The 26,729-nt window shown below is 37.2% G+C and carries 30 protein-coding genes; 20 read left to right on the forward strand and 10 right to left on the reverse strand.

Annotated features, from left to right (window positions below):
* Positions 1 to 37: 37 nt before the first annotated feature.
* The 3 genes from MKX65_RS07345 (at position 38) to MKX65_RS07355 (ending at position 4,971) form a co-directional block, all read left to right on the forward strand.
* The gene (locus MKX65_RS07345) at positions 38 to 1,792 is read left to right on the forward strand and encodes an ABC transporter ATP-binding protein (protein WP_340903057.1); all 1,755 of its coding nucleotides are present in this window, start codon (positions 38 to 40) and stop codon (positions 1,790 to 1,792) included.
* Between the two features lie 10 nt (positions 1,793 to 1,802).
* Complete coding sequence (locus tag MKX65_RS07350) at positions 1,803 to 3,629, forward strand: ABC transporter ATP-binding protein (protein ID WP_340903058.1); 1,827 nt, start codon at positions 1,803 to 1,805, stop codon at positions 3,627 to 3,629.
* 682 nt (positions 3,630 to 4,311) lie between these two features.
* The gene (locus MKX65_RS07355) at positions 4,312 to 4,971 is read left to right on the forward strand and encodes a potassium channel family protein (RefSeq protein ID WP_160548549.1); all 660 of its coding nucleotides are present in this window, start codon (positions 4,312 to 4,314) and stop codon (positions 4,969 to 4,971) included.
* A gap of 41 nt (positions 4,972 to 5,012) precedes the next feature.
* On the opposite strand, the gene rnjA is transcribed toward MKX65_RS07355, so the two are convergent.
* The 3 genes from rnjA to def all read right to left on the reverse strand — a co-directional run bounded on the left by rnjA (position 5,013) and on the right by def (position 7,962).
* Entirely contained in the window at positions 5,013 to 6,680 is a 1,668-nt protein-coding gene (gene rnjA, locus MKX65_RS07360; protein ID WP_160548550.1) for a ribonuclease J1, read from the reverse strand.
* Between the two features lie 3 nt (positions 6,681 to 6,683).
* Entirely contained in the window at positions 6,684 to 6,896 is a 213-nt protein-coding gene (locus MKX65_RS07365) for a DNA-dependent RNA polymerase subunit epsilon (protein WP_160548551.1), read from the reverse strand.
* A gap of 511 nt (positions 6,897 to 7,407) precedes the next feature.
* Entirely contained in the window at positions 7,408 to 7,962 is a 555-nt protein-coding gene (gene def / locus MKX65_RS07370; RefSeq protein WP_160548552.1) for a peptide deformylase, read from the reverse strand.
* Between the two features lie 247 nt (positions 7,963 to 8,209).
* On the opposite strand from def, the gene MKX65_RS07375 reads away from it, so the two are divergent.
* From MKX65_RS07375 to lpdA, 5 genes are all read left to right on the forward strand, one after another.
* Complete coding sequence (locus MKX65_RS07375) at positions 8,210 to 8,878, forward strand: YkyA family protein (RefSeq protein ID WP_160548553.1); 669 nt, start codon at positions 8,210 to 8,212, stop codon at positions 8,876 to 8,878.
* A 438-nt stretch (positions 8,879 to 9,316) separates the two neighbouring features.
* Positions 9,317 to 10,432: a pyruvate dehydrogenase (acetyl-transferring) E1 component subunit alpha gene (pdhA, locus tag MKX65_RS07380; protein ID WP_160548554.1), complete on the forward strand. Its 1,116-nt coding sequence runs from the start codon at positions 9,317 to 9,319 to the stop codon at positions 10,430 to 10,432.
* Positions 10,433 to 10,435: 3 nt separating this feature from the next.
* On the forward strand, positions 10,436 to 11,413 hold the full coding sequence (locus MKX65_RS07385) for an alpha-ketoacid dehydrogenase subunit beta (RefSeq protein ID WP_160548555.1): 978 nt from the start codon (positions 10,436 to 10,438) through the stop codon (positions 11,411 to 11,413).
* Between the two features lie 92 nt (positions 11,414 to 11,505).
* Positions 11,506 to 12,819, forward strand: a complete 1,314-nt coding sequence (locus MKX65_RS07390; protein ID WP_160548556.1) for a 2-oxo acid dehydrogenase subunit E2 — start codon at positions 11,506 to 11,508, stop codon at positions 12,817 to 12,819.
* A gap of 4 nt (positions 12,820 to 12,823) precedes the next feature.
* Complete coding sequence (lpdA, locus tag MKX65_RS07395) at positions 12,824 to 14,233, forward strand: dihydrolipoyl dehydrogenase (RefSeq protein ID WP_160548557.1); 1,410 nt, start codon at positions 12,824 to 12,826, stop codon at positions 14,231 to 14,233.
* Positions 14,234 to 14,266: 33 nt separating this feature from the next.
* Here the strand turns inward: lpdA and MKX65_RS07400 are convergent, their stop codons facing one another.
* A complete protein-coding gene (locus tag MKX65_RS07400) occupies positions 14,267 to 14,644 on the reverse strand; it encodes a small peptidoglycan-associated lipoprotein (protein WP_160548558.1) in 378 nt (125 codons plus the stop codon).
* A gap of 171 nt (positions 14,645 to 14,815) precedes the next feature.
* Between MKX65_RS07400 and MKX65_RS07405 the strand changes: the two genes are divergently transcribed.
* Positions 14,816 to 15,058: a hypothetical protein gene (locus tag MKX65_RS07405; protein WP_160548559.1), complete on the forward strand. Its 243-nt coding sequence runs from the start codon at positions 14,816 to 14,818 to the stop codon at positions 15,056 to 15,058.
* A gap of 52 nt (positions 15,059 to 15,110) precedes the next feature.
* On the opposite strand, the gene MKX65_RS07410 is transcribed toward MKX65_RS07405, so the two are convergent.
* On the reverse strand, positions 15,111 to 15,545 hold the full coding sequence (locus MKX65_RS07410; RefSeq protein WP_340903065.1) for a DUF1885 family protein: 435 nt from the start codon (positions 15,543 to 15,545) through the stop codon (positions 15,111 to 15,113).
* A 170-nt stretch (positions 15,546 to 15,715) separates the two neighbouring features.
* On the opposite strand from MKX65_RS07410, the gene MKX65_RS07415 reads away from it, so the two are divergent.
* Together MKX65_RS07415 and MKX65_RS07420 are read left to right on the forward strand one after the other, a co-directional pair.
* Positions 15,716 to 16,015 (forward strand): DUF3055 domain-containing protein, encoded by a 300-nt coding sequence (locus MKX65_RS07415; RefSeq protein WP_119707390.1) that lies wholly within the window; start codon positions 15,716 to 15,718, stop codon positions 16,013 to 16,015.
* Between the two features lie 178 nt (positions 16,016 to 16,193).
* Positions 16,194 to 16,322, forward strand: coding sequence for a GapA-binding peptide SR1P (locus MKX65_RS07420; RefSeq protein WP_160548561.1), 129 nt, complete (start codon positions 16,194 to 16,196; stop codon positions 16,320 to 16,322).
* 76 nt (positions 16,323 to 16,398) lie between these two features.
* On the opposite strand, the gene MKX65_RS07425 is transcribed toward MKX65_RS07420, so the two are convergent.
* Positions 16,399 to 17,868 (reverse strand): aminotransferase class I/II-fold pyridoxal phosphate-dependent enzyme, encoded by a 1,470-nt coding sequence (locus MKX65_RS07425; RefSeq protein WP_160548562.1) that lies wholly within the window; start codon positions 17,866 to 17,868, stop codon positions 16,399 to 16,401.
* Positions 17,869 to 18,054: 186 nt separating this feature from the next.
* On the opposite strand from MKX65_RS07425, the gene MKX65_RS07430 reads away from it, so the two are divergent.
* Positions 18,055 to 18,324 carry a UPF0223 family protein gene (locus tag MKX65_RS07430; protein WP_160548563.1) on the forward strand — a complete coding sequence of 90 codons (270 nt, stop codon included), beginning with the start codon at positions 18,055 to 18,057 and terminating at the stop codon, positions 18,322 to 18,324.
* Between the two features lie 80 nt (positions 18,325 to 18,404).
* Here the strand turns inward: MKX65_RS07430 and MKX65_RS07435 are convergent, their stop codons facing one another.
* Positions 18,405 to 19,025, reverse strand: a complete 621-nt coding sequence (locus MKX65_RS07435) for a DUF1054 family protein (RefSeq protein WP_160548564.1) — start codon at positions 19,023 to 19,025, stop codon at positions 18,405 to 18,407.
* 198 nt (positions 19,026 to 19,223) lie between these two features.
* Here MKX65_RS07435 and MKX65_RS07440 point away from each other — a divergent pair, with 198 nt between their 5' ends.
* The 3 genes from MKX65_RS07440 (at position 19,224) to MKX65_RS07450 (ending at position 20,848) form a co-directional block, all read left to right on the forward strand.
* Positions 19,224 to 19,418, forward strand: a complete 195-nt coding sequence (locus MKX65_RS07440; RefSeq protein WP_066059919.1) for a hypothetical protein — start codon at positions 19,224 to 19,226, stop codon at positions 19,416 to 19,418.
* A 181-nt stretch (positions 19,419 to 19,599) separates the two neighbouring features.
* Positions 19,600 to 20,397, forward strand: a complete 798-nt coding sequence (locus MKX65_RS07445; protein ID WP_340903072.1) for an inositol monophosphatase family protein — start codon at positions 19,600 to 19,602, stop codon at positions 20,395 to 20,397.
* Positions 20,384 to 20,848 (forward strand): GNAT family N-acetyltransferase, encoded by a 465-nt coding sequence (locus MKX65_RS07450; protein WP_340903074.1) that lies wholly within the window; start codon positions 20,384 to 20,386, stop codon positions 20,846 to 20,848. Before MKX65_RS07445 ends, MKX65_RS07450 begins: the two co-directional genes overlap by 14 nt.
* A 32-nt stretch (positions 20,849 to 20,880) precedes the next feature.
* Here the strand turns inward: MKX65_RS07450 and MKX65_RS07455 are convergent, their stop codons facing one another.
* Complete coding sequence (locus tag MKX65_RS07455) at positions 20,881 to 21,066, reverse strand: YlaF family protein (protein WP_160548567.1); 186 nt, start codon at positions 21,064 to 21,066, stop codon at positions 20,881 to 20,883.
* Positions 21,067 to 21,247: 181 nt separating this feature from the next.
* Here MKX65_RS07455 and typA point away from each other — a divergent pair, with 181 nt between their 5' ends.
* Genes typA through MKX65_RS07470 form a run of 3 tightly spaced genes read left to right on the forward strand, consistent with a single transcriptional unit; the run spans position 21,248 to position 23,721 of the window.
* Complete coding sequence (gene typA / locus MKX65_RS07460) at positions 21,248 to 23,086, forward strand: translational GTPase TypA (RefSeq protein ID WP_160548587.1); 1,839 nt, start codon at positions 21,248 to 21,250, stop codon at positions 23,084 to 23,086.
* Between the two features lie 22 nt (positions 23,087 to 23,108).
* Complete coding sequence (locus tag MKX65_RS07465) at positions 23,109 to 23,429, forward strand: YlaH-like family protein (protein ID WP_340903078.1); 321 nt, start codon at positions 23,109 to 23,111, stop codon at positions 23,427 to 23,429.
* Between the two features lie 4 nt (positions 23,430 to 23,433).
* The gene (locus MKX65_RS07470) at positions 23,434 to 23,721 is read left to right on the forward strand and encodes a hypothetical protein (RefSeq protein ID WP_160548568.1); all 288 of its coding nucleotides are present in this window, start codon (positions 23,434 to 23,436) and stop codon (positions 23,719 to 23,721) included.
* Positions 23,722 to 23,776: 55 nt separating this feature from the next.
* On the opposite strand, the gene MKX65_RS07475 is transcribed toward MKX65_RS07470, so the two are convergent.
* The gene (locus MKX65_RS07475; RefSeq protein ID WP_119707401.1) at positions 23,777 to 23,977 is read right to left on the reverse strand and encodes a YlaI family protein; all 201 of its coding nucleotides are present in this window, start codon (positions 23,975 to 23,977) and stop codon (positions 23,777 to 23,779) included.
* A 142-nt stretch (positions 23,978 to 24,119) separates the two neighbouring features.
* On the opposite strand from MKX65_RS07475, the gene MKX65_RS07480 reads away from it, so the two are divergent.
* Positions 24,120 to 24,575: a pyridoxamine 5'-phosphate oxidase family protein gene (locus MKX65_RS07480; protein WP_160548569.1), complete on the forward strand. Its 456-nt coding sequence runs from the start codon at positions 24,120 to 24,122 to the stop codon at positions 24,573 to 24,575.
* Between the two features lie 28 nt (positions 24,576 to 24,603).
* Here MKX65_RS07480 and MKX65_RS07485 read toward each other — a convergent pair whose 3' ends face one another.
* On the reverse strand, positions 24,604 to 25,203 hold the full coding sequence (locus MKX65_RS07485; protein ID WP_160548570.1) for a YhcN/YlaJ family sporulation lipoprotein: 600 nt from the start codon (positions 25,201 to 25,203) through the stop codon (positions 24,604 to 24,606).
* Positions 25,204 to 25,323: 120 nt separating this feature from the next.
* Between MKX65_RS07485 and MKX65_RS07490 the strand changes: the two genes are divergently transcribed.
* Entirely contained in the window at positions 25,324 to 26,703 is a 1,380-nt protein-coding gene (locus MKX65_RS07490) for a PhoH family protein (protein WP_340903082.1), read from the forward strand.
* Positions 26,704 to 26,729 lie beyond the last annotated feature (26 nt).

The following is a 26,729-nucleotide window of genomic DNA, read 5'->3' on the forward strand; positions in this document are numbered from 1 at the left end:
ATATTTTAGAAATTCTGACAAATGAAGGGGGATTTTCATGGAGGTTTTTAAAAAGCTGAAAGAATTTTACTGGCCTTATAAAAGCTATTTCTTATGGTCAATGTCATTTCTATTACTTATTACAGGGATCACTGTAATATACCCAATTATTCTTCAAATAACGATTGACGACATTGTGCTGGGGGGAAGGTACGAATGGATTCCAATCGTTAGTTTAGGATTTGTTGGTGTGATGGTGATCAAGGGGGTTGGAACGTATATTCACCAATATACAGGAGACTTGTTTGGAATAACCTCCGTTTATAAATTGAGAAATCGTCTTTACGAGAAGCTGCAGTATTTACCGTTCCGCTATTACGATAATGCTAAAACGGGAGATCTTATGTCGAGGTTAACTGCAGATGTAGAAGGGTTTCGTTTTTTTCTTTCATTTGGGTTTTCAGAATTAATTCGCTTTATTGTTTTAATTGGTATCACTTTTGGTGTCATGTTTTACTACTCTGTTCCACTAACCATTGTTACTTTGATCACACTTCCGTTTTTAGCGATTGTTGTTTATAAATTCGATCAAGCAGTTCATCCTGCATTTAGAGGAATTCGAAAATCCTTTGGGAAATTAAACACAAAAGTTCAAGAAAATATTAGTGGTATTAATACGGTGAAGTCATTGTCAAGAGAGGACTTTGAAATCGGAAAGTTTAACCATTCAAATGGTGACTATAAGGATAAATATATTTTCACTTCCAATATTTGGGCAAAGTATTTTCCTCTAATGGAGTTGCTTGGAAATATTAGCGTTGTCCTATTGCTATCTTACGGGGGATATCTCGTCATTCAGGAGGAGCTTAAACCTGGAGAGTTGGTGGCTTTTTACAGTTTGGTTTGGTACATTATGTGGCCAATTATGAACCTTGGGTTTGTGATTAATTTATTTTCTCAATCGAAAGCTTCTGGAGAAAGGCTATTGGAGATCCTTGAAGAAGAGGGAGAGATTGAGGAGAATGATGGGCAATTAATGGTTGATAGATTGCTAGGAAAGGTAGAATTTAAGAACGTTACCTTTAAATATACTGTGGATGATTCTGAGGCATTATACGATGTTTCTTTTGTGGCTGAGCCTGGAAAGAAAATAGGGCTTCTAGGAGCTACTGGGTCAGGTAAAACCACCATTACACAGCTTATCACAAGATTTTATGACGTTACAGAAGGAGAAGTAATAATTGACGGTGAGAAGGTAAACAATTACGCACTTAAATCTTTAAGAAGCAATATAGGGTTTGTGTTACAGGAATCCTTTCTGTTTTCGTCTTCCATTAAAGCAAATATCTCCTATGGAAGACCTGAGGCAACAATGGAAGAGATCATTGAAGCAGCGAAAAGGGCTCAAGCACATGAATTTATTATGGAGCTTCCCGATGGCTACGACACCATGCTTGGAGAACGTGGAATGGGATTATCAGGAGGTCAAAAACAGCGAATTGCTATTGCAAGGGCGATTTGTGTGAATCCAAGTATTCTTATCTTAGACGATGCGACAAGTGCTGTTGATATGGAAACCGAATATAAAATACAGCAAGCGCTTCATGAGGTTATGAAAGGGAGAACAACATTTATCATTGCCCATAGAATTTCATCGCTTAAGCATGCTGATGAAGTACTAGTTCTAGATAGAGGGAAAATTGTAGAACGCGGAGTCCATGAACAACTAGTAAATCAAAACGGACTTTATCAACGCGTATATGATATTCAATACCAAGATCAGAAGCAAATTATGCAATCGCATATCGGATAGGGGGGATCATATGAGTAAGAAACAACCACGTGTTAGTGAAAATGCAATAAAAAGATTTGAGTATTCACAAGACCAGATAATTGATAAACCGTTTAACTGGGGTCAGATGCTGCGATTGTTCAGTTATATGAAACCATATCGGAAAAATTTACTTCCCTTTTCCATGATTATGGTACTGATTAACACAGCTGTACGACTCATTATCCCATTGTTGATAGGGGTGTACACGTTAGATCGAGCAATCGTTAATAAGGATGCGAAACTCCTAACTACACTTGTAGTTATTATTTCTGGTTTATATGTGGCTTCTTACATAGCGAATTTCTTCCGGATAAAATGGATGAATCAGCTTGGACAAAATGTCATATATGACCTAAGAAAACACCTCTTTACCCATGTGCAAAATCTTTCACATCGCTTCTTTGACCAGAGATCAGCAGGTTCCATTCTTGTGAGAATTATGAATGATATCAATTCTCTTCAGGAGCTATTTACGAATGGAGTTATTAATCTATTAATGGATGTTATTCTTTTGATAGGTGTAATGATTATATTATTTACATTAAGTCCAGAATTAACATTAGCTATTATGGTTATTTTACCAATCATGTTCTTTATTTCTACAAGTCTTAGAAGGAATATTAGAAAATCATGGCAGGTAGTACGACTCAAGCAGTCAAAACTAAATTCTCATCTGAATGAAAGTATACAAGGAATAAGAGTCACTCAGTCCTTTACACAGGAACAGGAAAACATGGCGTTTTTTGATGGTGTGAACACAGAGAATTTTCAAAGTTGGAGAGAAGCTTCTCGAAAAAATGCGATGTTCCGTCCGATGGTCGAATTAACGAATGCAGTAGGGACTGCGGTTCTCATTTGGTTTGGAGCAAGTTTGATTCAAAACGAATCAATAACGATCGGTGAGTTTGTGTCCTTTGCCTTTTATCTAGGAATGTTTTGGGAGCCCATTTCAAGGCTTGGTCAAGTTTATAATCAATTGTTAATGGGAATGGCATCTTCTGAGCGTATTTTTGAATTCTTGGACGAAAAGCCGATTGTGTCTCAGAAGGAGACAGCCATTGAACTCGAAAATATTCAAGGACAAATTGAGTTTGATCAAGTTGAGTTTGCCTATGATTCAAATCGTAAAGCCCTTAAAGGCATATCCTTGGAAATGAGAGCCGGTCAGACTGTTGCCCTTGTAGGCCATACTGGCTCAGGAAAAACAACGATTGCAAACTTAATTAGCCGGTTTTACGACCCGACAAGTGGCACTATATCTATTGATGGGACTGATTTAAAGGACGTTTCGCTAAAGAGCTTAAGAAAACAAATAGGTGTAGTGCTACAAGACACATTCATATTTTCCGGTACGATTATGGAAAATATATTGTTTGGAAACCCCGAGGCATCGGAGGAAGAGGCAAAAGAAGCTGCAAGGGCTGTTGGTGCTAATGGGTTTATTGAAAGACTTCCAAATGGGTATGAAACTGAGGTAGAAGAGAGAGGAAATGTCCTTTCAGTAGGGGAGAGACAGTTAATTTCCTTTGCCAGAGCCTTGCTTGCAGACCCTAAAATTCTTATACTAGACGAAGCTACGGCAAGTATAGATACAGAATCTGAACAGAAGATTCAAAATGCCCTAAAGACTTTATTAAAAAACCGTACAGCTGTTATTATCGCTCACCGTTTATCTACGATACGTGAAGCTGATCAAATCTTTGTACTTGACCATGGTGAAATCATTGAACAAGGTAATCATGAACAATTAATGAATTTACAAGGGGAATACTATTCTCTTGTAAGAGCACAATTTACCATGAACACAGCGAGTTAATGGAGTTAGTTATCGCTCACCCTGAGATTAAAGGGTTCTGTTTTCGGGTACTTTCTTATTAAAACACAAGAATTGACGTATGAATTGCATACGTCTTTCTTTATTTATTAGCGTTTCTACAAAATCCCATTAACTTTTACCTAGCAATTGACAACACTATTAAGATGGACAATAAGTATTGTACAATTAAAAATAAGGTTCAAAACTTATGTCATTTGCAGTGCCGTTTTAAGTACCGATTTTATTATCTAAATAAGCGTTTCGATAAAAAGCTACTGTTTTCCACATCTAGGTTCAAGAGGGTTAAGCACTTATCTGTTGGGGATCAGGTTAAGTACCCGAGCTGCAAAATAGACGGAGATATTCCGCTTAATTAGTAATTTTTAATAAAAAAGGCTTAAATAGACGGAGAGATTCCGCCTATCGGCTAAAAAACTTCGAAAATAGGAGATTTTGCTTTGCATAAGCGGAAAAACTCCCCTTACTTACCCCCAAACAAGGCTCCATTTCACTAATAACCGGAAATTCTCCGCTTATTTTCCAATACGACCGTCATTTCGGTACGTATTTTAAGAAAAGTACTTCAAAACGGAACTCTTTACCCTGAGATGGGGGCTTTTTCCTTTTAGTCCTTTGTGCTAAAATGGTAAAATACTTCAATAGTATTCGGAGGAACCTTTTTATGAAAAAAGAATTTGCTGTCATTGGACTCGGTCGTTTTGGAGGAAGTATTTGCCGTGCTCTTGCTGAAGAGGGTATGGAGGTTATGGCAATTGATAATAGTGAGGACCGTGTGAATGAGTTTTCAATGATTGCTTCTCATGCCGTAGTAGGGGATTCAACTGATGAATCAGTATTAAAAAGTCTTGGTATACGTAATTTTGACCACGTGATTGTTGCCATTGGGGATAATATTCAAGCAAGTATTTTAACTACGCTTATACTAAAAGAGCTTGGCGTAAATAATATTACGGTAAAAGCACAAAATGATTATCACGAGAAGGTACTTAGAAAAATTGGTGCAGACCATGTGGTTCATCCTGAGAGAGACATGGGGAAAAGAATTGCTCATAATATCATATCGAACAGTGTATTAGATTATCTGGAGCTTTCAGATGAACATAGTATTGTCGAAATTGTTGCAAGTGATCGTCTTGTCGGGAATACTATTATCGATTTGGATATTCGTGCGAAATACGGTATTAACATTGTTGCTATTAAGCGAGGAAATAATATCATTGTATCACCACAAGCAAATGAACCCATTGCAGAAAATGACGTCCTAATCGTTATTGGGGCGGATGTTGATATCAATCGTTTTGAGAAGAAAGTCATCCAATGATACAAATAAAAGCCACTCTATTTTTAGAGTGGCTTTATGTTTTATACCTCCATTATGATCGGTAAAATCATAGGGCGGCGTTTTGTTTTTTCATATAGGAAAGGAGATAAGGTGTCGGTAATTTCATTTTTAATTTCCGACCATTGTGTTGTTTTTCTTTCCATTACTTTATTTAAGTGCTTAGAAATGAGTGATTGAGCATCGTTAATCAGATCACCGGACTCTCTCATATACACAAACCCGCGTGAGATGATATCAGGACCAGCAGCAATTTTAAAGTCCTTCATATTAATGCTTACAACAACAACGACTAGTCCTTCTTCAGATAGGATTCGACGGTCTCTTAAAACGATATTACCGATATCACCGATTCCACTTCCATCAATATAAACATTACCTGATGGAATCTTTCCAGCAACTTGTGCAGTATCTTCACTTAAAGCTAGAACCTCACCATTATCCATAATAAAGCAGTTTTCTTCTTCTACTCCACAATCTACTGCAAGTTTTGCATGCATTTTTTGCATGCGATATTCCCCGTGGATTGGCATAAAGAACTTAGGTTTAATCAGTCGTAACATTAGCTTTTGTTCCTGTTGTCCACCATGACCAGAAGTATGAATATCATTTAATGATCCATGAATCACATCTGCTCCTGCTCGGAAAAGCATGTTGATCGTACGACTTACACTAACCGTGTTTCCTGGAATTGGCGAAGATGAGAACACAACAGTGTCTCCAGGAATGATTTGAATTTGACGGTGAGTTCCATTGGCAATACGTGAAAGAGCTGCCATAGGCTCCCCTTGACTTCCTGTACAAAGTATCGTTACTTGGTTAGCTGGAATTCGATTAATTTGTTGTGGCTCAATAAATGTATCTTTCGGTGCACGAATATAACCTAATTCTTGTCCAATACGAATCGCTGCTTCCATACTTCTACCAAATACAGCGATTTTTCTGCCTTGTGCAACAGCAGCTTCTGTTACTTGTTGAAGGCGGTGGATATTAGATGCGAAGGTGGCAAAAATAACACGCCCTTCTACCTTTCTAAAAATATCCTGAATGCTTTCACCCACACGTCGCTCTGACATGGTAAAATCAGGGACTTCACTGTTGGTACTATCAGACAACAAACAGAGTACGCCATCTTTACCGATCTCAGCCATTTTTGTTAAATTAGCTGGTTCCCCAACTGGAGTGAAATCGAATTTAAAATCTCCTGTGTGGACAATTTGTCCTGGCGGGGTTTTCACGACTATTCCATATGAATCCGGAATACTATGAGTAGTTCTAAAGAAAGTAACCGATGTCTTTCTGAACTTGATGATGTCATCTTCTTTAATCTCGATTAATTTTGCCGTGCGAAGTAATCCATGTTCTTCAAGTTTATTTTTAATTAGGCCAAGTGCAAGTTTTCCACCATAAATAGGAATATTTACTTCTCTTAGTAAGTAAGGAATACCACCAATATGGTCCTCGTGTCCATGTGTAACGAAAAGGCCTTTAATTTTGTCTACATTTTTCACCAGGTAGGTGTAATCAGGAATAACGTAGTCAATTCCAAGTAGCTCGTCCTCTGGAAACTTAATACCGGCGTCAATCAAGATAATTTCATCTTGAAATTGAACTGCATACGTATTCTTTCCGATTTCCCCAAGGCCGCCAAGGGCGAACACGGCCGTTTGATCGTTTTTAACGAATTTCATAAATTAATCAATCTCCAATACATTAAAATCTTCATTTTGTTGTTCATACTCTAAGAAAGCACCCGTTACTGGTGTAACAAACTCGATATTGTATGGTCGGTCTGCCAATTTTGTACGGACTTCTCGTTCTGAATCCGCTTTAACATAAACCGTTTTAGTTTTTTCTCTTACAGGTACCTGTAATTTGTCTTCTTGAAAATAAACTTTAAATATCATTTAAAATCTCTCCTTGTTCCGATAGTAACTTTTTCTATTATATCTAAAAATAACATGTATTTCATGTTTTTTCTCATTAAATAGTAGGATTATGTGTAATTAACCATTCTTTTACATTATTGCAAAAGAATATGTAGTGACAATGATTAACTTTACAATAAAGAAGTAGCCCTTCGCAAGTTTAGAAGGGCTTTCTCCTGAGAAAAAATATTCAGTATAAGAGCTGGCTTGGGGAAGCCCCAAGCCAGGAAGGTTAAAAACTAAGCAATTGTTTTTTTACGTAATAATTCGTTCCACTGCCTAACAAGCTTTTTTCTAAGCTTCTTTAACATGGTGGATCATCTCCTTACAAATAATATTTAAACGATCCTTGTCCAAAGTAAAGAAAATTTGTCCCGGAAGCATTTCTTCTATTTATATTATATGATGTTTTTACAATATTTCTCGTGGATAAAGTTGGAATTTTAGTGAATTCATAAAAAAAGTGCTGGTAGTTTTACCAGCAGCTACTTTATCTCTCTACCGCAATTGAATGGTCAGGTACATAATAGGGGTCTTTTTTGTTAATATGATCATAAAACATCACTCCGTTAAGGTGGTCGATTTCATGTTGGAAAACAATTGCCATAATCCCTTTTAATCGAAGCTTAACTTCTTTTCCTTGAAGATCCATTGCCTTAACAGTAATTTTTGAATATCTTGGCACAAACCCAGGGAATGCTTCATCTACAGAAAGACATCCCTCGCCAGAAGTAAGGTAGGCCTTTTCTACTGAATGACTAATAATTTTCGGGTTAAATAATGTATAGCTATGCTGTTGGTCCTTTTCATCTTTTGCATGAATGGCAATCATTCTTTTAGAAACGTTTATTTGTGGTGCTGCAATGCCTATTCCAGCTCGTAGCTGATATTTCATTGCCGTTTCTGGATTTTGGCTGTTTACTAAGTATTCATGCATACTTGTTAACAGTTCAATATCTTCTTGAGAGGGAGGCATGGAAACTTCCTCAGCTACTTTACGTAAGGTTGGATGTCCATCCCGTATGATATCATCCATTGTAATCATAAATACACGCTCCTAAGTTACAAGACTTTCACTCGTCCTTTGTTATCGATAATAGTCTATCAAAGATTGAAACAAAAGTTAATCATTCGATTCAGGATTTTGCTTATTTAATACATATTTATGAATGTTTAGAAATATGATGTAATATAACGGACAAGCGTAGCCATTTTTAACACAAAACATTGTATTAGTATTGTCATTCATCCCACTACTAGATATAGTTAATTTGATATAGGAGGGCTAAATTGTGCGTATAAATCAACGATTATTAGGTCTTTTTTGTTTTGCTTTTATCTTATTTTTGTCAGGCTGTAGTCCTTTTCAATCAACTCCCGAAAAAATTCACGAAGTATTAGAAGATGTGGTAGAAAAAGAAGCTTTGTTTGAAGAACAGCAGGAACCATTAGTCCAGTTAGAAAAGGATGAACAACGAATATATGGAGAGATTATGGAACTTGGAACTAAGAATATTGAGGATATTGTAAATAAGGCTAATGAAGCTATAGAAACAGTAGACAAAAGAAAAGTTCACATGGAAAATGAACAAAAAAGCCTTGAGGAATCAGAAGAAGAATTTAAACGTCTGAAACCTTTAATTGAGAAAATTGATGAGAAACAAGTAAAAAGTAAAGCAGATAAATTATACTCGGTAATGACTGAAAGATATCGGACCCATGATGAGCTTTATCATGCATATACTCAAGGCCTCGAGCAGGACAAAAATCTATATAATATGCTAAAAGCAGAGGAACGGTCTTTAGGAGAACTAGAGCAACAAATTGTTAAAATAAATCAAATATATGAACAGGTTATCGCAGCAAATGAAAAATTTAATGAGCTTACTAAGGAGTATAATGTTACGAAGCATTCCTTTTACGAGCTTTCAGGACTTGATATAGAAGAGTCGACCAAATAAGGTCGGCTTTTTTGCTTTATAACAGGATGGTTAAAAGGAAGATGTTATATAGTACAGATAGGATTATTGAATGATACAGAAAGTGAATGTGATTTAAATAATAATTACTATGGATATATTTAAAAACTTACAGATTTTATATTTGACGCGGGTATTTTTAATGATGTAAACTAAGAAACGAGTCAATTTATTGTATCAATTTAGTTGCATAAGTTAGTGATACAGAATATCATAAGCATTGAATCTACAATTTTTGTTTTTTAAAACGAGATTTGTGGGAAACTACTTAATAAATAATAGCTTCTCTCTGTTTAGAACAGGTCAAATCTTAGAATGATGATTATTTCTAAGATGATTTGATTTTGGGTATCCTAATTTTTGTGCGTATTTTTAGCTTTTATTATTATTTTTCTACCAAAGAAAGGATTGGTGACTCCGATGGCTTCTAAAACGAAGAATCAAGGGTTCGATGCAACGAAGCAACTCGAGCAAATCTCTGAGCAGTTTCAAACTATTCAAGTGTTAAACGAAGAAGGGGAAGTAGTTAATGAAGCTGCGATGCCAGATCTATCTGACGAGCAGCTACAAGAATTAATGAGCCGTATGGTGTATACAAGAATTCTTGATCAGCGTTCCATTTCTTTAAATAGACAAGGACGTCTAGGATTTTATGCTCCAACAGCTGGGCAAGAAGCATCACAACTTGCTTCACAATTTGCATTAGAAAAGGAAGATTTCATCCTTCCAGGTTATCGTGATGTTCCTCAAATGATTTGGCACGGACTTCCATTGTATCAAGCATTCTTATTCTCTCGTGGGCACTTCCACGGAAATCAAATTCCAGAAGGTGTAAATGTAATTTCTCCACAAATCATTATCGGTGCGCAAATTATCCAAGCTGCTGGTGTAGCTTTAGGTATGAAAAAGCGTGGAGCTAAATCTGTTGCGATTACTTACACAGGTGACGGTGGAGCTTCTCAAGGTGATTTCTATGAAGGAATTAACTTTGCAGGTGCATTCAAGGCACCAGCTATCTTCGTTGTTCAAAATAACCGTTTTGCAATTTCTACACCAGTTGAAAAGCAATCAGCAGCTAAGACAATTGCTCAAAAGGCAGTAGCAGCTGGTATTCCTGGGGTGCAAGTAGACGGTATGGATCCACTTGCTGTTTATTCTGCAGTAAAAGAGGCTCGTGAAAGAGCAATTAACGGTGAAGGTCCAACACTTATCGAAACATTAACATATCGTTACGGTCCACACACAATGGCAGGAGACGATCCAACAAGATACCGTACTTCTGATCTAGATAATGAGTGGGAGAAAAAGGATCCACTCGTACGCTTCCGTAAATTCCTTGAGAAAAAAGGAATCTGGAACGAAGAGAAAGAAAACGAAGTAATCGAAAGAGCAAAAGAAGATATTAAAGAAGCAATCAAAAAGGCAGACGAGGCACCTAAACAGAAGGTTACAGACCTAATGGAAAATATGTACGAGCAAATGCCTAAGAACCTTGAAGAACAATATGCTATTTATAAAGAAAAGGAGTCGAAGTAAGCCATGGCGCAAATGACATTGATTCAAGCAATCACGGATGCGTTACGTATTGAATTGCGCAATGATCCGAACGTGTTACTATTCGGTGAAGACGTAGGAAATAACGGAGGAGTATTCCGTGCAACTGAGGGTCTTCAAAAGGAATTCGGAGAAGAGCGCGTATTCGATACACCACTTGCTGAATCTGGTATCGGTGGTTTAGCAATCGGTCTTGGTTTACAAGGTTTCCGTCCTATTATGGAAATCCAATTCTTCGGTTTCGTCTATGAAGTAATTGACTCTATTTCTGGTCAAATGGCTCGTATGCGTTATCGTTCAGGTGGACGTTACAATTCTCCAGTTACGATCCGTTCTCCATTTGGTGGTGGCGTTCATACCCCTGAACTGCATGCTGATAGTTTAGAGGGTTTAATGACACAACAACCAGGATTAAAAGTTGTTATCCCAGCTACTCCTTATGATGCAAAAGGTTTATTATTATCAGCTATTCGTGATAATGACCCAGTTATTTTCCTTGAGCATATGAAGCTATACCGTTCATTCCGTCAAGAGGTTCCTGAAGAGGAGTACACAATTCCATTAGGAAAAGCTGACGTGAAGCGTGAAGGGAAAGACTTATCTATTATTACTTACGGAGCAATGGTACACGAATCATTAAAAGCTGCAGAAGAGCTTGAAAAAGAAGGTTTCTCAGTTGAAGTAGTTGACTTACGTACACTTGCACCATTAGATATTGACGCTATCGTCGCATCTGTAGAGAAAACTGGACGTGCTATTGTTGTTCAGGAAGCACAAAAGCAAGCAGGAATTGCTGCTCAAGTGGTTGCTGAAATTAACGACCGTGCAATTCTTAGCTTAGAAGCTCCTGTATTACGTGTTGCAGGTCCTGACACTGTGTACCCATTCTCTCAAGCGGAAACAGTATGGTTACCAAATTACAAAGATGTAATTGAAACAGCTAAGAAAGTTTTAAGCTTCTAAAATTATTAATAAAAGAGGGGAATGGGTCACCATTTTCCCTTTCCTTATTTGAAAAGATCTGAATAAGCTCGTATCTATAGGAGGGTGAATACATGTCATTCCAATTTAAATTACCTGACATCGGTGAAGGTATCCATGAAGGTGAAATCGTTAAGTGGTTTGTAAAAGCTGGCGATAAAGTTCAAGAAGATGATGTACTTTGTGAAGTGCAAAACGATAAAGCAGTAGTAGAAATTCCATCACCAGTTGCTGGTACAGTTGAAGAAGTACTAGTAGGTGAAGGAACAGTTGCAACAGTAGGTCAAGTGCTTATTACATTTGATGCTCCTGGATATGAAAACCTTAAATTTAAAGGTGACGATCACGAAGAGGAAGCACCAAAGCAAGAAGAGCAAGCTCCTGTTGCAGAAGCTAGCACAACGAACAATGGTGTAGCAGAAACGCAGGCCTCAGTTGACCCTAATCGTCGTGTGGTTGCCATGCCATCAGTTAGAAAATATGCTCGTGAAAAAGGTGTAAATATTGCTTTAGTTGCTGGTTCTGGTAAAAACGGCCGCGTAGTAAAAGACGATATCGAAGCATTCTTAAATGGTGGAGCAGCACCAGCTGCAGTAGAAACTGCACCGGCGGCAGCTACTGAAGTTGCAACTGAAGCAGCTAAAGAAACAGCTAAACAAGCAGCAACACCAATTCCACAAGGTCAATATCCAGAAACTCGTGAGAAGATGAGTGGAATTCGTAAAGCAATTGCAAAAGCTATGGTTAACTCTAAACACACAGCTCCACACGTGACATTAATGGATGAAATTGATGTAGCGAAACTTGTTGCACACCGTAAGAAGTATAAAGATGTGGCAGCAAATAAAGGAATTAAATTAACATTCTTACCTTATGTAGTTAAAGCATTAACAAGTGCATTACGCGAATTCCCTGCTTTAAACACATCAATTGATGATGCAACAAGCGAAATCATTCACAAGCACTACTACAATATTGGAATCGCAGCAGATACAGAAAAAGGATTACTTGTTCCTGTTGTGAAGGATGCAGATCGTAAATCACTTTTCACGATTTCAAATGATATTAATGAACTTGCTGGAAAAGCACGTGATGGAAAACTTGCTCCTGATGAAATGAAAGGTGCATCTTGCACAATCACAAATATCGGTTCAGCTGGTGGACAATGGTTTACTCCTGTAATTAACCACCCTGAGGTAGCAATTCTAGGAATTGGTCGTATCGCAGAAAAAGCAATCGTTGTAAATGGTGAGATTGTTGCTGCACCAGTATTAGCATTATCTTTAAGCTTTGACCATCGTATGATTGATGGAGCAACAGCTCAGCACGCACTTAACCATATTAAGCGCTTGTTGAACGATCCAGAACTATTGTTAATGGAGGCGTAAAAAAATGGTAGTTGGAGATTTCGCGATTGAAACAGATACTCTTGTCGTAGGGGCTGGCCCTGGTGGTTATGTAGCAGCTATTCGTGCGGCGCAATTAGGACAAAAAGTAACAATTGTAGAAAAAGGAACTCTTGGTGGAGTTTGTTTGAATGTTGGATGTATCCCATCAAAAGCATTAATTGCAGCTGGTCACCGTTATGAAACAGCAAAGCACTCTGATGCAATGGGGATTACAGCAGATAATGTAAAAGTTGACTTTTCTAAAGTTCAAGCATGGAAAGCTGGAGTTGTTAAAAAGCTTACTGGCGGTGTTGAAGGGCTTTTAAAAGGAAACAAAGTTGAAATCGTTCGTGGTGAAGCATACTTTGTAGACAACGAAACGGTTCGTGTAATGGATGAAAATTCAGCACAAACATATAAGTTTAAAAATGCAATTATTGCAACTGGTTCACGCCCAATTGAGTTACCACAATTTAAATACACAAAGCGTGTACTTGACTCAACGGGAGCTCTTGCTCTAGAAGAAATCCCTAACCATATCGTTGTTATCGGTGGAGGATACATCGGTACAGAACTTGGTGGGGCATACGCTAACTTTGGTACAAAAGTAACGATCTTAGAAGGTACAGACGAAATCCTGAATGGTTTCGAAAAGCAAATGTCGGCTATCGTAAAGCGCAACCTAAAGAAAAAGGGTGCGGAAATTATTACAAAGGCACTTGCAAAAGGTGTACAGGAAACAGAAAACAGCGTAACAGTTACTTACGAAGTAAAAGGAGAAGAGCAATCAGTTGAAGCGGACTATGTGTTCGTAATGGTTGGTCGTCGTCCTAACACTGATGAGCTTGGGTTAGAACAAGCTGGTGTTGAAATTGGTGAAAGAGGAATCATTAATATTGACAAGCAATGTCGTACAAATGTAAGCAATATTTATGCAATTGGTGATGTTGTTCCAGGACCACCTTTAGCGCATAAAGCATCATACGAAGCGAAGATTGCTGCAGAAGCAATTGCTGGTCATCCATCTGAGATTGACTACCTTGGAATTCCGGCTGTAGTATTCTCTGATCCTGAATTAGCTTCTGTTGGTTATACAGAAAAGCAAGCTAAGGATGAGGGAATCGATATTATTGCTGCGAAATTCCCATTCGCTGCAAACGGTCGTGCACTTGCACTTGAAGCTGCAGAAGGCTTCTTAAAGCTTGTAACTCGTAAGGAAGATGGTTTAGTTATCGGAGCGCAAATCGCTGGACCTAGCGCTTCTGATATGATTGCTGAATTAGGTCTTGCTATTGAAGCTGGAATGACCGCAGAAGATTTAGCAATGACGATCCACGCTCATCCAACATTAGGTGAGATTACGATGGAAGCTGCTGAAGTGGCACTTGGAAATCCAATTCATATTGTAAAATAAAAAATAAGACCTGCTTCCATTGGGATGCAGGTCTTATTGATCCTCCAGAACTTTTGCTATGGGCTGGACAATTTCTTCAACAGTTTCTTCCCCATTCACAGTGGCTACTATTTCATTATTATAAACTACGATTATGGCTGGATTTTCTTTTATGGTTAGAAAGTCGAGATACTCTCCAGAGCGATTTGGATTAATCGTCTTCATGTTTTTTACGGCCTCAGGGTAGGTCTTTTTCAATTCTATTAACGCATCATAATAGGCGGCCTCATATTGATACTCTGATTCATCAGAAAGAAAAATGAGTTGTTTGACATTTTTATCAAAGGGTAAAACATCACTAGATTTTAAAGAATCACAGGAGACGATAATCAGTAAGAGCATAATTACTATTAGCGTTGAGAACCCTTTCATTTTATCGCCTCCATTTTCTTTAGTAATTTTCGTACATATTTTACCATGGATTTGGGAAATTTTATTCAATGTTATCTATTTGTTACAGAAATGAAAAATAGAATAAGAAGTTTAAACATAAGATAAGGTAGGACAAGTAAGCTTAGAAGAATAGATTCGGTGGTGAATAGTATGAAGATTTACGTTGTAATCATCATACAATTGATGATTTGGAGTGGATATACTCTTACTGAATGGCTTTCAAAGCATGATCAACTGATTTACAATATCTTAATGTTTTTTGTCTTTTTCTACATAGCAATTTCAACTGGAAACCATATTATTCGTTCACCTAAAAAGACAATGATTGTAACGATGATTAGCTTGATGCTATATAGTTCTTTCCATTTGACTATGTCTTTTTTCGTCTATTAATGATTAAAAAGCAAGTGGCTAATTGGATAGCTACTTGCTCTTACATTTTCTCTTATTTTCTTGGGTAATAATACATGATTCGACCATTAAACAAATGAAGTTCTGCCTGAAGCTTTTTAGCTAAGAATTTACAAAACTCATTTGCTTTTCCTTTATCACCAAAAGTTGATGATTCTGGGAGAGTTATTTGAATATAAGTTTGTATGTTCTCATTTCCATCAGAATCTACTAAGGTTTCGTGGTCAACTCCTAATAATATGGCATGATACCTGTCCTGATTGGAATACAAATAAAACCAAGTTCCTTTACCTGATGGCTCTTCCTTTATTTCATAAGGGAAGGCTGATGCCTCGTACTGCCAATCAAGTTGCTTCCCTGTCTTTGCAGTAATGTCCTTATAATAGTGAAAGAGCTCCTTTATTTCATCAGTGGTAACGTTTTCTTTTAATGATGCTGGCACGAGCTTTATGTATGCGTTAGTAGCCACCATAATCCCCCCATTATTTGTACGAAAATATACATATTTCTTTGCTCATCTTCATTCTAGCATTGTATAAAATTAAAGTACAACAAGATATTAAGTTGTGGTTGCTTTTCTCTGGGTGGCTAAGATATAATAAAATTCTAAATATTAAGAAAATATTGGAGGTGGCAATAATGGACTTTTTTGATAAGCTCTATGATGAGCACGAAAAGGTCAGAGTTCGATTTGTCGGTTTTGCTACAGAACAAACGCGCTATGACTTTGGAATTGTTTACACAGATATGTTTTTTGGTAAGCCTCTCGTGATTTGTATGCAAACTGGCCGCTCAACACTCCTCGACCCTAAAGACCTCGATGATATCGAATACATTCAGTCAGCATTTAGAATAAAAGATCTCCAACAAGCAAAAGATTTGGTTGAATTCTTTTCTGAGGCTTTGCCAGAAACCCCTTTTCAAACACAATATGAATAAATGGACTTGTACAGACCAGTTAGGTCTGTAATTTTTTTGTTTATATATTCAACATAAATTTTTAATGTGTTATACAATTTGGGGTTGATAAATTAATAATGTTATATTATTATGAATATAAAGATACTAAAGCGTTTTCAATACTTGTGATTAATTACGAATAAAGGGGAATGGGAAAATGGGAATTATCGTATGTCAGGCTTGTAATTCAACGATTGATCATTTTGAGGATGAAAAAGTAACCGTTCTTTATGCGAAGTCACATTGTAGAGATTGCTGTCATACTCAAGGGGAAGAAGAGAAGTAAAGTATATGTCAAAACACACAAGAATATGTGATATTAAATAAAGAGCGATGGGATAATCCCTCGCTCTCTTTTCATATTATTTAATTGCCTTCTGTTCCTTAATTACTCGTAAATATCGAAGGTCAAAATCTTCGGGCCCTTGTACTGGAAGACCTACTTCCATATTTTTTCGGATATATGTTAGGTTATCCTCGGTAATGATTTCACCCGGAATAAAGATTGGAATACCAGGTGGATAGACCATGATAAATTCGGCGATAATTCTACCTTCTGAATCGTCAAAAGGTACTAGCTCTGTTTTTGCGTAAAAAGCATCACGTGGTGTCAATGCTAATAAGGGTATATCTGGTAATAATACTTCTGCTTTTACCAAGTCATTATTCTTAATTGGTTGAGATGCCAGATCTCTTAATGCGTTTATCAATAGATCGGCTTCTCTTTTCGTGTCACCAGGTGTGACAATACAGAGAATATTGTATAAGTCAGACATTTCCACTTCTATATTATGGTTTTCGCGAAGCCATTTTTCTACATCAAAACCAGATAGCCCGAGCTCCTTAACAGAGATAATTAGCTTTGTAGGGTCGTAATCATACACAGCATCCAATTGAAGAATTTCTTCTCCAACGCATAAAAGATGTTCGATCGTATTGACTTCTCGACGAATATATTGAGCCAACTCAATTGTTTGGCTGATCAACTCATTGCCTTCGGTAGCAAGTCTTTTACGCGCTACGTCTAGGGATGCTAACAATAAATAAGAAGTTGAAGTAGTCGTCAACATACTTAAAATAGATTGCACTCGTTTTGGATTAATAAGATTACCTTTTATATTCAGAATAGAGCTTTGTGTCATGGAACCTCCGAGCTTATGAACACTCGTTGCAGCCATATCCGCGCCTGCCTGCATGGCTGATAAAGGAAGCTCATCATGGAAGTGGATATGTACCCCATGGGCTTCATCCACAAGCACTGGTACATGGTATGAATGTGCTATTTCAACAATTTTCCTAAGATCCGCAGCCATTCCAAAGTAGGTTGGGTTAATAACCAAAACACCTTTTGCATCGGGGTGCTCTTCTAGCGCACGTGCAACCGAATCTGTTGTAATACCATGTGAGATCCCTAGCTTCTCATCGATCGCTGGATGGATAAAAATTGGTGTTGCACCAGAGAAAACAATCGCTGACATAACAGATTTATGAACGTTTCTAGGTACAATAATTTTATCTCCAGGGCCACAAACCGTCATGACCATTGTCATAATAGCTCCGCTGGTACCTTGAACGGAAAAGAATGTTTGATCCGCATCAAATGCTTCAGCGGCGAGGTCTTGTGCTTGCTTAATCATTCCTTTTGGTTGATGTAGGTCATCGAGTGGACCGATATTTATTAGGTCAATCGACAACGCATTATCACCTATAAAATTTCTAAATTCCGGATCAATCCCTGTTCCTTTTTTATGTCCAGGAATATGGAATTGAACTGGATCCTTTTTTGCATGCTCTATAAGTCCGCTAAATAACGGTGTTTCGTATTGAGACAACGTATTTCCACACCTCTTTAATTAATAGTTAGGTTTTTTCACCTGTAAAACAAGTGAAATTATAGCATTATTCACTTTCGTTGCATAGAAAAACCTATCCTTCTTTCATTATTATGTCAGATTGCTAAGTAACTTATTTTTAGGTTACACTTTAAGAGAAATTAAATGTAACGGAGTGAATGTATTTTGGAATATCAATACCCGATTGACCATACATGGTCAACTGATGAAATTATCGATGTGATTAAATTTTTTGAGTTCGTTGAGGCTGCATATGAAAAAGGAGTAGATCGAGACGAATTTATGAAATCGTATCGTAGGTTTAAGGAGATTGTTCCGAGTAAATCAGAAGAAAAGAAGATTTGTGATGAATTTGCCGAGTCAAGTGGATATTCTACATATTTAACGGTAAAAAAAGCAAAAGAGGGCAACTCAGAAAAAATAAGAATGAAATAAGCAAAGGGAGCCATTGAGGAGAAATCAACTCATTCATGGCTCCCTTTTTAATGAAACTTGCCCATTTTTCCTGAAGCTGTTTACGCTAATTTATACAGGGGTAATAATGTGTTAAAGACGCCCTCAACTTCTGTTAGGAACTCGTTAGCTGACATGTTAATCGCATCATTTTTCTCTATATGGATACCACATAGTATTTCTGCCTTTTTGACCGTCTGTAATCGCTCGAACAATAGTCGGAGGTCTTCTTTTTTTAGTTGCTTATGTGTAATAGCACCGGGCTTCATATGGTCCTCAGACCAAACAAAATGTTTAGGAGTATTTTTGTAAATGGAAGACAGTTTTTTCTCTAATGTCTTTCCGAAATCAGCTTTATTTGGCGCTTCATAAATCATGGCAAACCAAACAAAAACATGAGATTCCCAGAGACCAATTTGAAAATGTGGAAGCATTTTATACCCTCTTGAACTACTTGAAATGGCTACCCACGTATCTTTAGGAGGATTAATCGTTCTCCTTGCATGCTTTGCTACATGTGGGAACATTTCATTTCCGGTTAAAGCAGATAATGTAGGAGAAAAATGTTCTCCTAGCGCTTCAAGTTTTGGTCTAATTGTGGTCTTTAAAGCATCCATTCTTGCATCTAAACCATCTATGGTAAAAACTTCAAAGTCCTCTTCAGTAAATCCAGTAAATTCCATTGTTTTTCCTCCCATAAATAAATCTCTCTGTAGATAATTGTAGCATATGGTAGAAAAAACGAGAAATATGTTGACTTTTGTGTGAAAAATAAAAAAAGATAGGTAAAAGCGCAAATTAGTTGCATCAAAAGCATTTTGTTCATATTATAATAGTAAAAATTATCTGAAAATTATCATTAACAAAAGGGGTGTATTACTATGAAACAGCTGATTGGCTCAGCGAAAAAGAATAACGCAGAAAGAGAAAGAACGGCTGTTCTACGTTTGGAAATGGATTATGAACTTGCTACATTATTTGAAGCAATGACGGAGAAAAATGAAAAAAAGAAAACCCAAGTGAAAGAAAAACTAGAAAGAATTAGAATGGAACTGGTAAAGTTAAAGGCATTGTAATTTTGTAAGGACGGTATAGATGGATGGATTTAAAAAAATACTATGGGAATCATAAAGGCGAACATTAAGTGCATACTTGTGATCGCCTATTTTATTTCTCACATTCTTATCAGTTGTTTGTTGAAAGTAATTGTTTTACTCTATAAGAATAAGATATTTACATAGGAAAGAGATGATTAAAATGGATATTAATGCAGTAGATATATTTGCAAAAGAGTTGGTTAAAGAAGCCGGTGAAATCATAAAAAAATCGTTCTCTAAAGTATTAAACATTGAAACCAAATCGCATGCAAACGATCTAGTTACAAATATGGATAAGGAGATCGAAGAATATTTCATACATAAGCTTAATAGTCATTTTCCAGACCATCGTGTATTAGGAGAAGAGGGAGTAGGCAGTAATCCAAAAGAACTCTCTGGTGTCGTTTGGATCATTGATCCGATTGATGGTACGATGAATTTTATTCATCAACAAAGAAACTTTGCTATATCTGTTGGTATTTATGAAGATGGTGTGGGTAAGATTGGGCTCATATATGATGTTGTCCATGACGAATTGTATCATGCTAAGAAGGGGCAAGGTGCCTACATTAATGATAAACCACTTTCTCCCCTTCCACATGTGAAGGTAGAGGAGGCAGTCATTGGGATAAATAGTACGTGGGTCACTCAGAACCGAAGAATTGATAGCAGTATTCTGTCTCCACTTGTCAGAGCGGTGAGAGGAACGAGATCATACGGTTCAGCAGCGTTAGAGATGGCTTATGTGGCTGCTGGGAGACTGGATTCATATATGACTCTTCGGTTATCTCCCTGGGATTTCGCAGCAGGTATTATATTGGTAGAAGAGGTTGGAGGAGTGTGTACGACTTTAAAGGGAGAAAAGCTTAACTTGCTCGGAGAAAATTCTGTTTTTATAGCGAATGCAAGCTTCCACGATGCGGTGCTAAAGGATTTTTTGCATAATGGCAACTGGTAATCTTCAATACCGAAAAATGATTGAATCGGATGTTTCATTATTAAAGGCTTTTACAACGTTTGATTCCTTATGGAAATCAATTGAAATGGATGCATTGACAGCAAAAGAATATATAAACAAATATATTCTCGGGGAATGGAGAGTTTGGCAGCAAAATAATAAGGATGTAGCAATTACTTATCATTTGGATCATGCACCATCAAACAATAAACCATGGTTAGGTACGGTTATTATTAACCCAAACGAGCGAAGGCAAGGTTTAGGTACACAAGTAGTAAAACATTTAAAAAAAGAATTGCGAGAAAAAGGCCATAAGGCAATTTTTGCTGGAGTACCAGTTGAGGCTGATATTTGGATTCAATTTATGTCCGATTGTTATTTCGAGCAATTCAAGATTGAAAAAGACGACCAAAATCAAATGTTCTTAATTATGGTTTCTCCGTTGCAATAAAAAAGGAGGGGTGGCAAAATATGCCAGCCCTTTTAAAGTTTTCCTTGTTCTCGCATTTTTTTCTTTGTCGTAAATCCAAATCCCATTACGATTACAAGTGCAGCTAACGAAGCAAGGATACCCCCTATACTACGGTAACTGATCGCTATTCCTGTCCCCATCATGCAGGCTGCTGAAGCTAAAGCAAAAAATAATAAGGGCCACTTAATTGATTTCAAGATAAAACCTCCTCGGGCGAGGTATTAGAATGTATTTGTTTTGTAAAAAATAAAAGATATACGCTCCATTCATTATTTTACACAAAATATTACTAGGTTTCCACTTCGAATATGATATAATGTTTCAGTTATGACTTAAAAAGCTAAATAAAGTTTATATAAAAATGTAGGAGTGAACATGTTGAATTTAAGAACAGACATTAGAAATATTGCGATTATTGCCCACGTTGACCACGGGAAAACAACACTGGTTGACCAATTATTAAAACAATCAGGAACGTTCCGTACAAATGAGCACGTGGAAGAGCGTGCGATGGATTCAAATGACTTAGAAAGAGAACGTGGTATTACGATCCTTGCTAAAAATACAGCAATCCAATATAAAGATACTCGAATCAATATCCTTGATACACCAGGACATGCTGACTTTGGTGGAGAAGTAGAACGTATCATGAAAATGGTTGATGGTGTACTACTTGTTGTTGACGCATATGAAGGTTGTATGCCGCAAACACGTTTTGTATTGAAAAAAGCATTAGAGCAAAATCTTACACCAATTGTAGTTGTTAATAAGATTGACCGTGATTTCGCTCGTCCAGCTGAAGTTATTGACGAAGTAATTGATTTATTTATTGAATTAGAAGCTACAGAAGAACAATTAGAATTCCCTGTTATTTACGCTTCAGCCATTAATGGAACAGCAAGTGTAAATCCTGACAAGCAGGATGAGAACATGGAATCTTTATATGAGGCAATTGTTGAGAATATTCCTGCTCCAGTTGACAACCGTGAGGAACCTCTTCAATTCCAGGTAGCACTATTAGATTACAATGACTATGTTGGAAGAATTGGTATCGGCCGTGTGTTCCGTGGGACGATGAAGGTTGGACAACAGGTAGCACTTATGAAGCTTGATGGTTCAGTAAAGCAATTCCGCGTTACAAAAATCTTTGGTTTCTTCGGGCTAAAGCGTCAGGAAATCCAAGAAGCTTTCGCAGGAGATCTGATCGCTGTTTCAGGTATGGAAGATATTAACGTCGGAGAAACGGTATGTCCAGTAGAGCATCAAGAGCCACTTCCTGTGTTACGAATAGACGAGCCAACACTTCAAATGACTTTCCTTGTAAATAATAGTCCATTTGCTGGAAAAGAAGGGAAATTCGTTACTGCTCGTAAAATTGAAGAAAGACTTCGTGCACAACTTCAAACAGATGTGAGCTTACGAGTAGACAACACCGATTCACCTGATGCATGGGTTGTTTCTGGTCGTGGGGAGCTTCACCTTTCTATTCTGATTGAAAACATGCGTCGTGAAGGCTATGAGCTACAAGTATCAAAGCCTGAGGTAATCGTAAGAGACATAGATGGTGTCCGTTGTGAACCGGTAGAACGTGTTCAAATTGACGTACCTGAGGAACATACTGGTGCGATTATGGAATCAATGGGTGCTCGTAAAGGTGAAATGGTAGACATGATTAACAATGGTAGCGGACAAGTACGTTTAATATTTATGGTTCCTGCTAGAGGATTAATCGGTTATACAACTGAATTCTTAACATTAACTCGCGGTTACGGAATCATCAACCATAGCTTTGACAGCTATCAACCAATGGCACAAGGTCAAGTAGGTGGAAGACGTCAAGGAGTACTTGTTTCTATGGAATCAGGTAAAGCATCTTCTTACGGTATTATGGGTGTTGAAGACCGTGGTACAATTTTCGTTGAACCAGGTACGGAAATTTATGAAGGAATGATTGTAGGTGAGCATACTCGTGAAAATGACATTACGGTTAATATCACGAAAGTAAAGCAAGCAACAAATATTCGTTCTGCCAATAAAGATCAAACAACAACAATGAAGAAGCCAAGAATAATGACACTTGAAGAATCACTTGAATACCTAAATGAAGACGAGTATTGTGAAGTAACTCCTGAATCAATTCGTCTCCGCAAAAAGATTCTTGATAAGAACGAGAGAGAAAGAATCGCTAAAAAGAAAAAAATGGCGGAAATGAGCTAAGCTATTAAAGGAGAGGGGTAGCGTGGAAGAACTACAAGGGTTTTCACCTAGTCTTAGATTTTTTATCGAACTAACTGATGTAAAAACGGGTACATGGCTTCAGTTTGTGACATTAATTATTTTGACAATTATTGTTTACAAATTAGGTTTTGCAAAGAAATTGTCAATTTTAAAAAATGTTGTCATTTACACTTGTTTAGTTTTAGGCTGCTTTGTTTTGTTGATATTCTCCTACGGGCTTCCAATTGTGGAGGGATTAGCTGTAGCAGCGCTCATTCTCATCATATATAAAATCCGCCTTCATCAAGAGAAAAAGCATACTCAAGTGGATGTAGAGGAGTAATCAGATGAAATCATTACAAGATACACTCTATAACTGGCTAACGATTAAAGTTGTGGTTGATGAACGTCCGGACGACTCTGCTGCAGTTGATACAGAGAAAATGTTTTATGATATGCTTGTTGAAGACCAAGGTATACAAAATATTGAGGTTACGACTGATGCAGTTATGTATTACGTTCATTACGATTTAGATGGGGAAAGAAAGTCAAACCGCTTCCCAAGAGAGCTCATTGAAGTCATGCTTAACCAAATCAATGAGTCTCCAGAAAGATACGCCAATTACCCAGAATAAAAAATCCGCTCCGTTACTAATAACGGGGCGGATTTTTTCGTGATATTAACTTTTTTTACCAATCATCCTCTTCATCCTTCGGTTTATATAACCTAAAGTTTCCGGTAGCTATTCTTTCTTTAGTTCGAGTAGCAATTCTTTCTTCACATTCTTTACACATAAAGGTATGTATCGGACGATTTCGAAGTCTTTTTGCTTGAAAGGAGTCGCCTGGTAATGATTCAATTTTATCGCAAATTACACATTTTACTCTCATAATCGTACACCTCAAAGTTTATCTTCTCTCTATATTGTATAGTAAAATTATCTATATGGATAGGACCAGCAGTACAAAATAGGCTTCAAGGTTGAAACTACCATTAAGTAGTTATAAGATAGAAATATAAGGAGGGAATGGTATGCCTAACCAAGTTGAACAAAAATTAATTCAGCCACTTTTTGATGCTTTGCAAAAAGAGCGTTTTGTGACTCTTTCAACAGTAGACTTTGAAACAGGGGGACCGAATGTAAGTGCTATCTCTTGGATTTTAGCAAAGACGGATGAAAAAATCTATTTTGCTGTGGATAATCGCTCGAGAATTGTGCAAAACATTCAAAAAAACAATCAGGTCGTTGTAAACCTAATTGTGAATGAATCGACTTATTCAATAAGTGGAGAAGCAAGTGTTAAGATGGAAAAGCTAAACGATGTACCCCTAAAGCTTGCTTTAATTGAAATCTCCATTAAAGAAGTGCGTGATGTTATGTTCTACGGTTCAAAAATAACTGTAGAGCCAGAATACGATAAAACCTATGATAAAGCGGCAGCAACACGTCTAGATAATCAAGTAATGGATGCAATGAGAAAAGCTTAGCCTAATGGGCTAAGCTTTTGTTGTTTTTTTAGTCCTTATGGCCATGTGATTGTTTTTCCTGTGTTTTATCTAATTCTTTCGTTTCTCCTTCATCCAGCTTACGTTTTGATTTTTCGGTCGCTTTATTTGCATTTGGATCGATAATATCTGCTGGAACCTCTGGCATTAAGCGTCCGGATATATCAGCTAATTCATTTACAATGCCTTGAATAGGCGCACCACTCTGTATGTCTTCTTGTATTTCTCTTAATCGCGCGGTCATGTCCGGATCGGCGATAACCACTGCTCTTGCACCATGAGGATCATTCTTTAAACTTTCAGCAACAGTATATTTAATCGATCCTACTTCTGATCTGTCAATGTCTTCATTTACATCGATACCAACAATCGAATATCTTCCCAAAACAACTGCAGTTGCATCATTCACACTTGGAATGGAAGTAGCTAAATCAACTAAGTGTTTTGAAACTTCTTGGCCTGTTTCACGATCAATATTAGGTATGGTACTATTTTTGACATTTATGGTACGTGGTTCTTCGTTCTGGTTTGCTTTAGATGTCGTATTATCTTGAGTACCGCACGCGGAAAGTAATAAGCTGAATGTCAGTATAACAAGGGTTTTCTTCATAAAGTACACCTCCGAATAATGTTTGGTTACCGTTTATTGTGCAAAAATTCTTCTATCTTTATACAAGAAAACATATAGTTTACCAAAGCTCTTTTCTTAAGCAGAAATTTTGGCAAGGACATGTGGTTAATTCAAATTACTATAGAATTAAGAGGAGCAGGAGGCATCAGTTTGAGTAAAATTTACGTATTAGATACCAATGTCTTGTTACAAGACCCATATTCCATTTTTTCCTTTGAGGACAATGAGGTAGTAATACCAGCCGTAGTTCTAGAGGAAGTGGATTCGAAAAAAAGGTATATGGATGAAATTGGAAGAAACGCAAGACAAGTATCAAGGCTCATTGATAATTTAAGACAAACTGGAAAATTACATGAAAAAATTCCACTAGAAAATGGTGGAGTGATGAGAATTGAATTGAATCACCGATCCTTTCATCAACTCCAGGATATTTTTGTTGAGAAAACAAATGATAACAGAATACTCGCAGTAGCCAAAAATTTATCGTTAGAAGAGGAAACAAAAGAAAACGGCCGCTTAGTGATCTTGGTCAGTAAAGATGCATTAGTACGAGTGAAAGCTGATGCAATCGGTTTGAATTCAGAGGATTTTTTAAGTGATCGTGTAATTGAAAATGATGCCATTTATACTGGGTATGCAGAGTTATTTGTAGCCGTAGAAGTATTAAATCAGTTTTACGAAAAGGGAGAAATTCCTATATCATTATTTTCTACTTATTCTTTTTATCCAAATCAGTTCTTAGTCCTTAAGGATGCAATGGGATCTTCTCAATCCGCACTTGGTATGGTCGATTCAAAGAGACAGAAGATAAAAAAGCTTGTATTCGATCATGATCATATATGGGGAATTCGGTCAAGAAATGTTCAACAGACTATGGCGATTGAGTTGCTTTTGAGAAAAGACCTTCCGCTAGTGACTTTAATTGGTAAGGCGGGAACAGGGAAGACTCTTCTTGCTCTTGCAGCAGGGTTGATGCAAACCGAGGATTATGGGGAGTATAAGAAGTTATTGGTGGCTAGACCGATTGTTCCTGTAGGGAAGGATCTTGGATTCTTACCTGGTGAAAAGGAAGAAAAACTTCGGCCATGGATGCAGCCAATTTATGACAATTTAGAATATCTGTTTAATGTGAAAAAGCCTGGGGAGCTTGATGCGATTCTAGCAGGCATGGGTTCAATTGAAGTAGAGGCTCTAACTTATATTAGGGGAAGAAGTATACCGGAACAATTTATTATTATTGATGAAGCTCAAAATTTAACAAAACATGAAGTGAAGACCATTCTTACGAGAGTTGGCGAAAAAAGCAAAATTGTATTGATGGGGGACCCTGAGCAAATTGATCATCCTTATCTTGACGCATATAACAATGGCCTTACATATGTAGTCGAGAGATTTAAGGACCAATCGATATCCGGCCATGTGAAGTTATTTAAGGGAGAGAGGTCTGGTCTTGCACAACTAGCAGCTGACCTTTTATAAGAATAGTGATTTTTTTTACCCTTAAG

The sequence above is a fragment of the Robertmurraya sp. FSL R5-0851 genome (assembly GCF_038002965.1).
Taxonomy (GTDB): domain Bacteria; phylum Bacillota; class Bacilli; order Bacillales; family Cytobacillaceae; genus Robertmurraya_A; species Robertmurraya_A beringensis.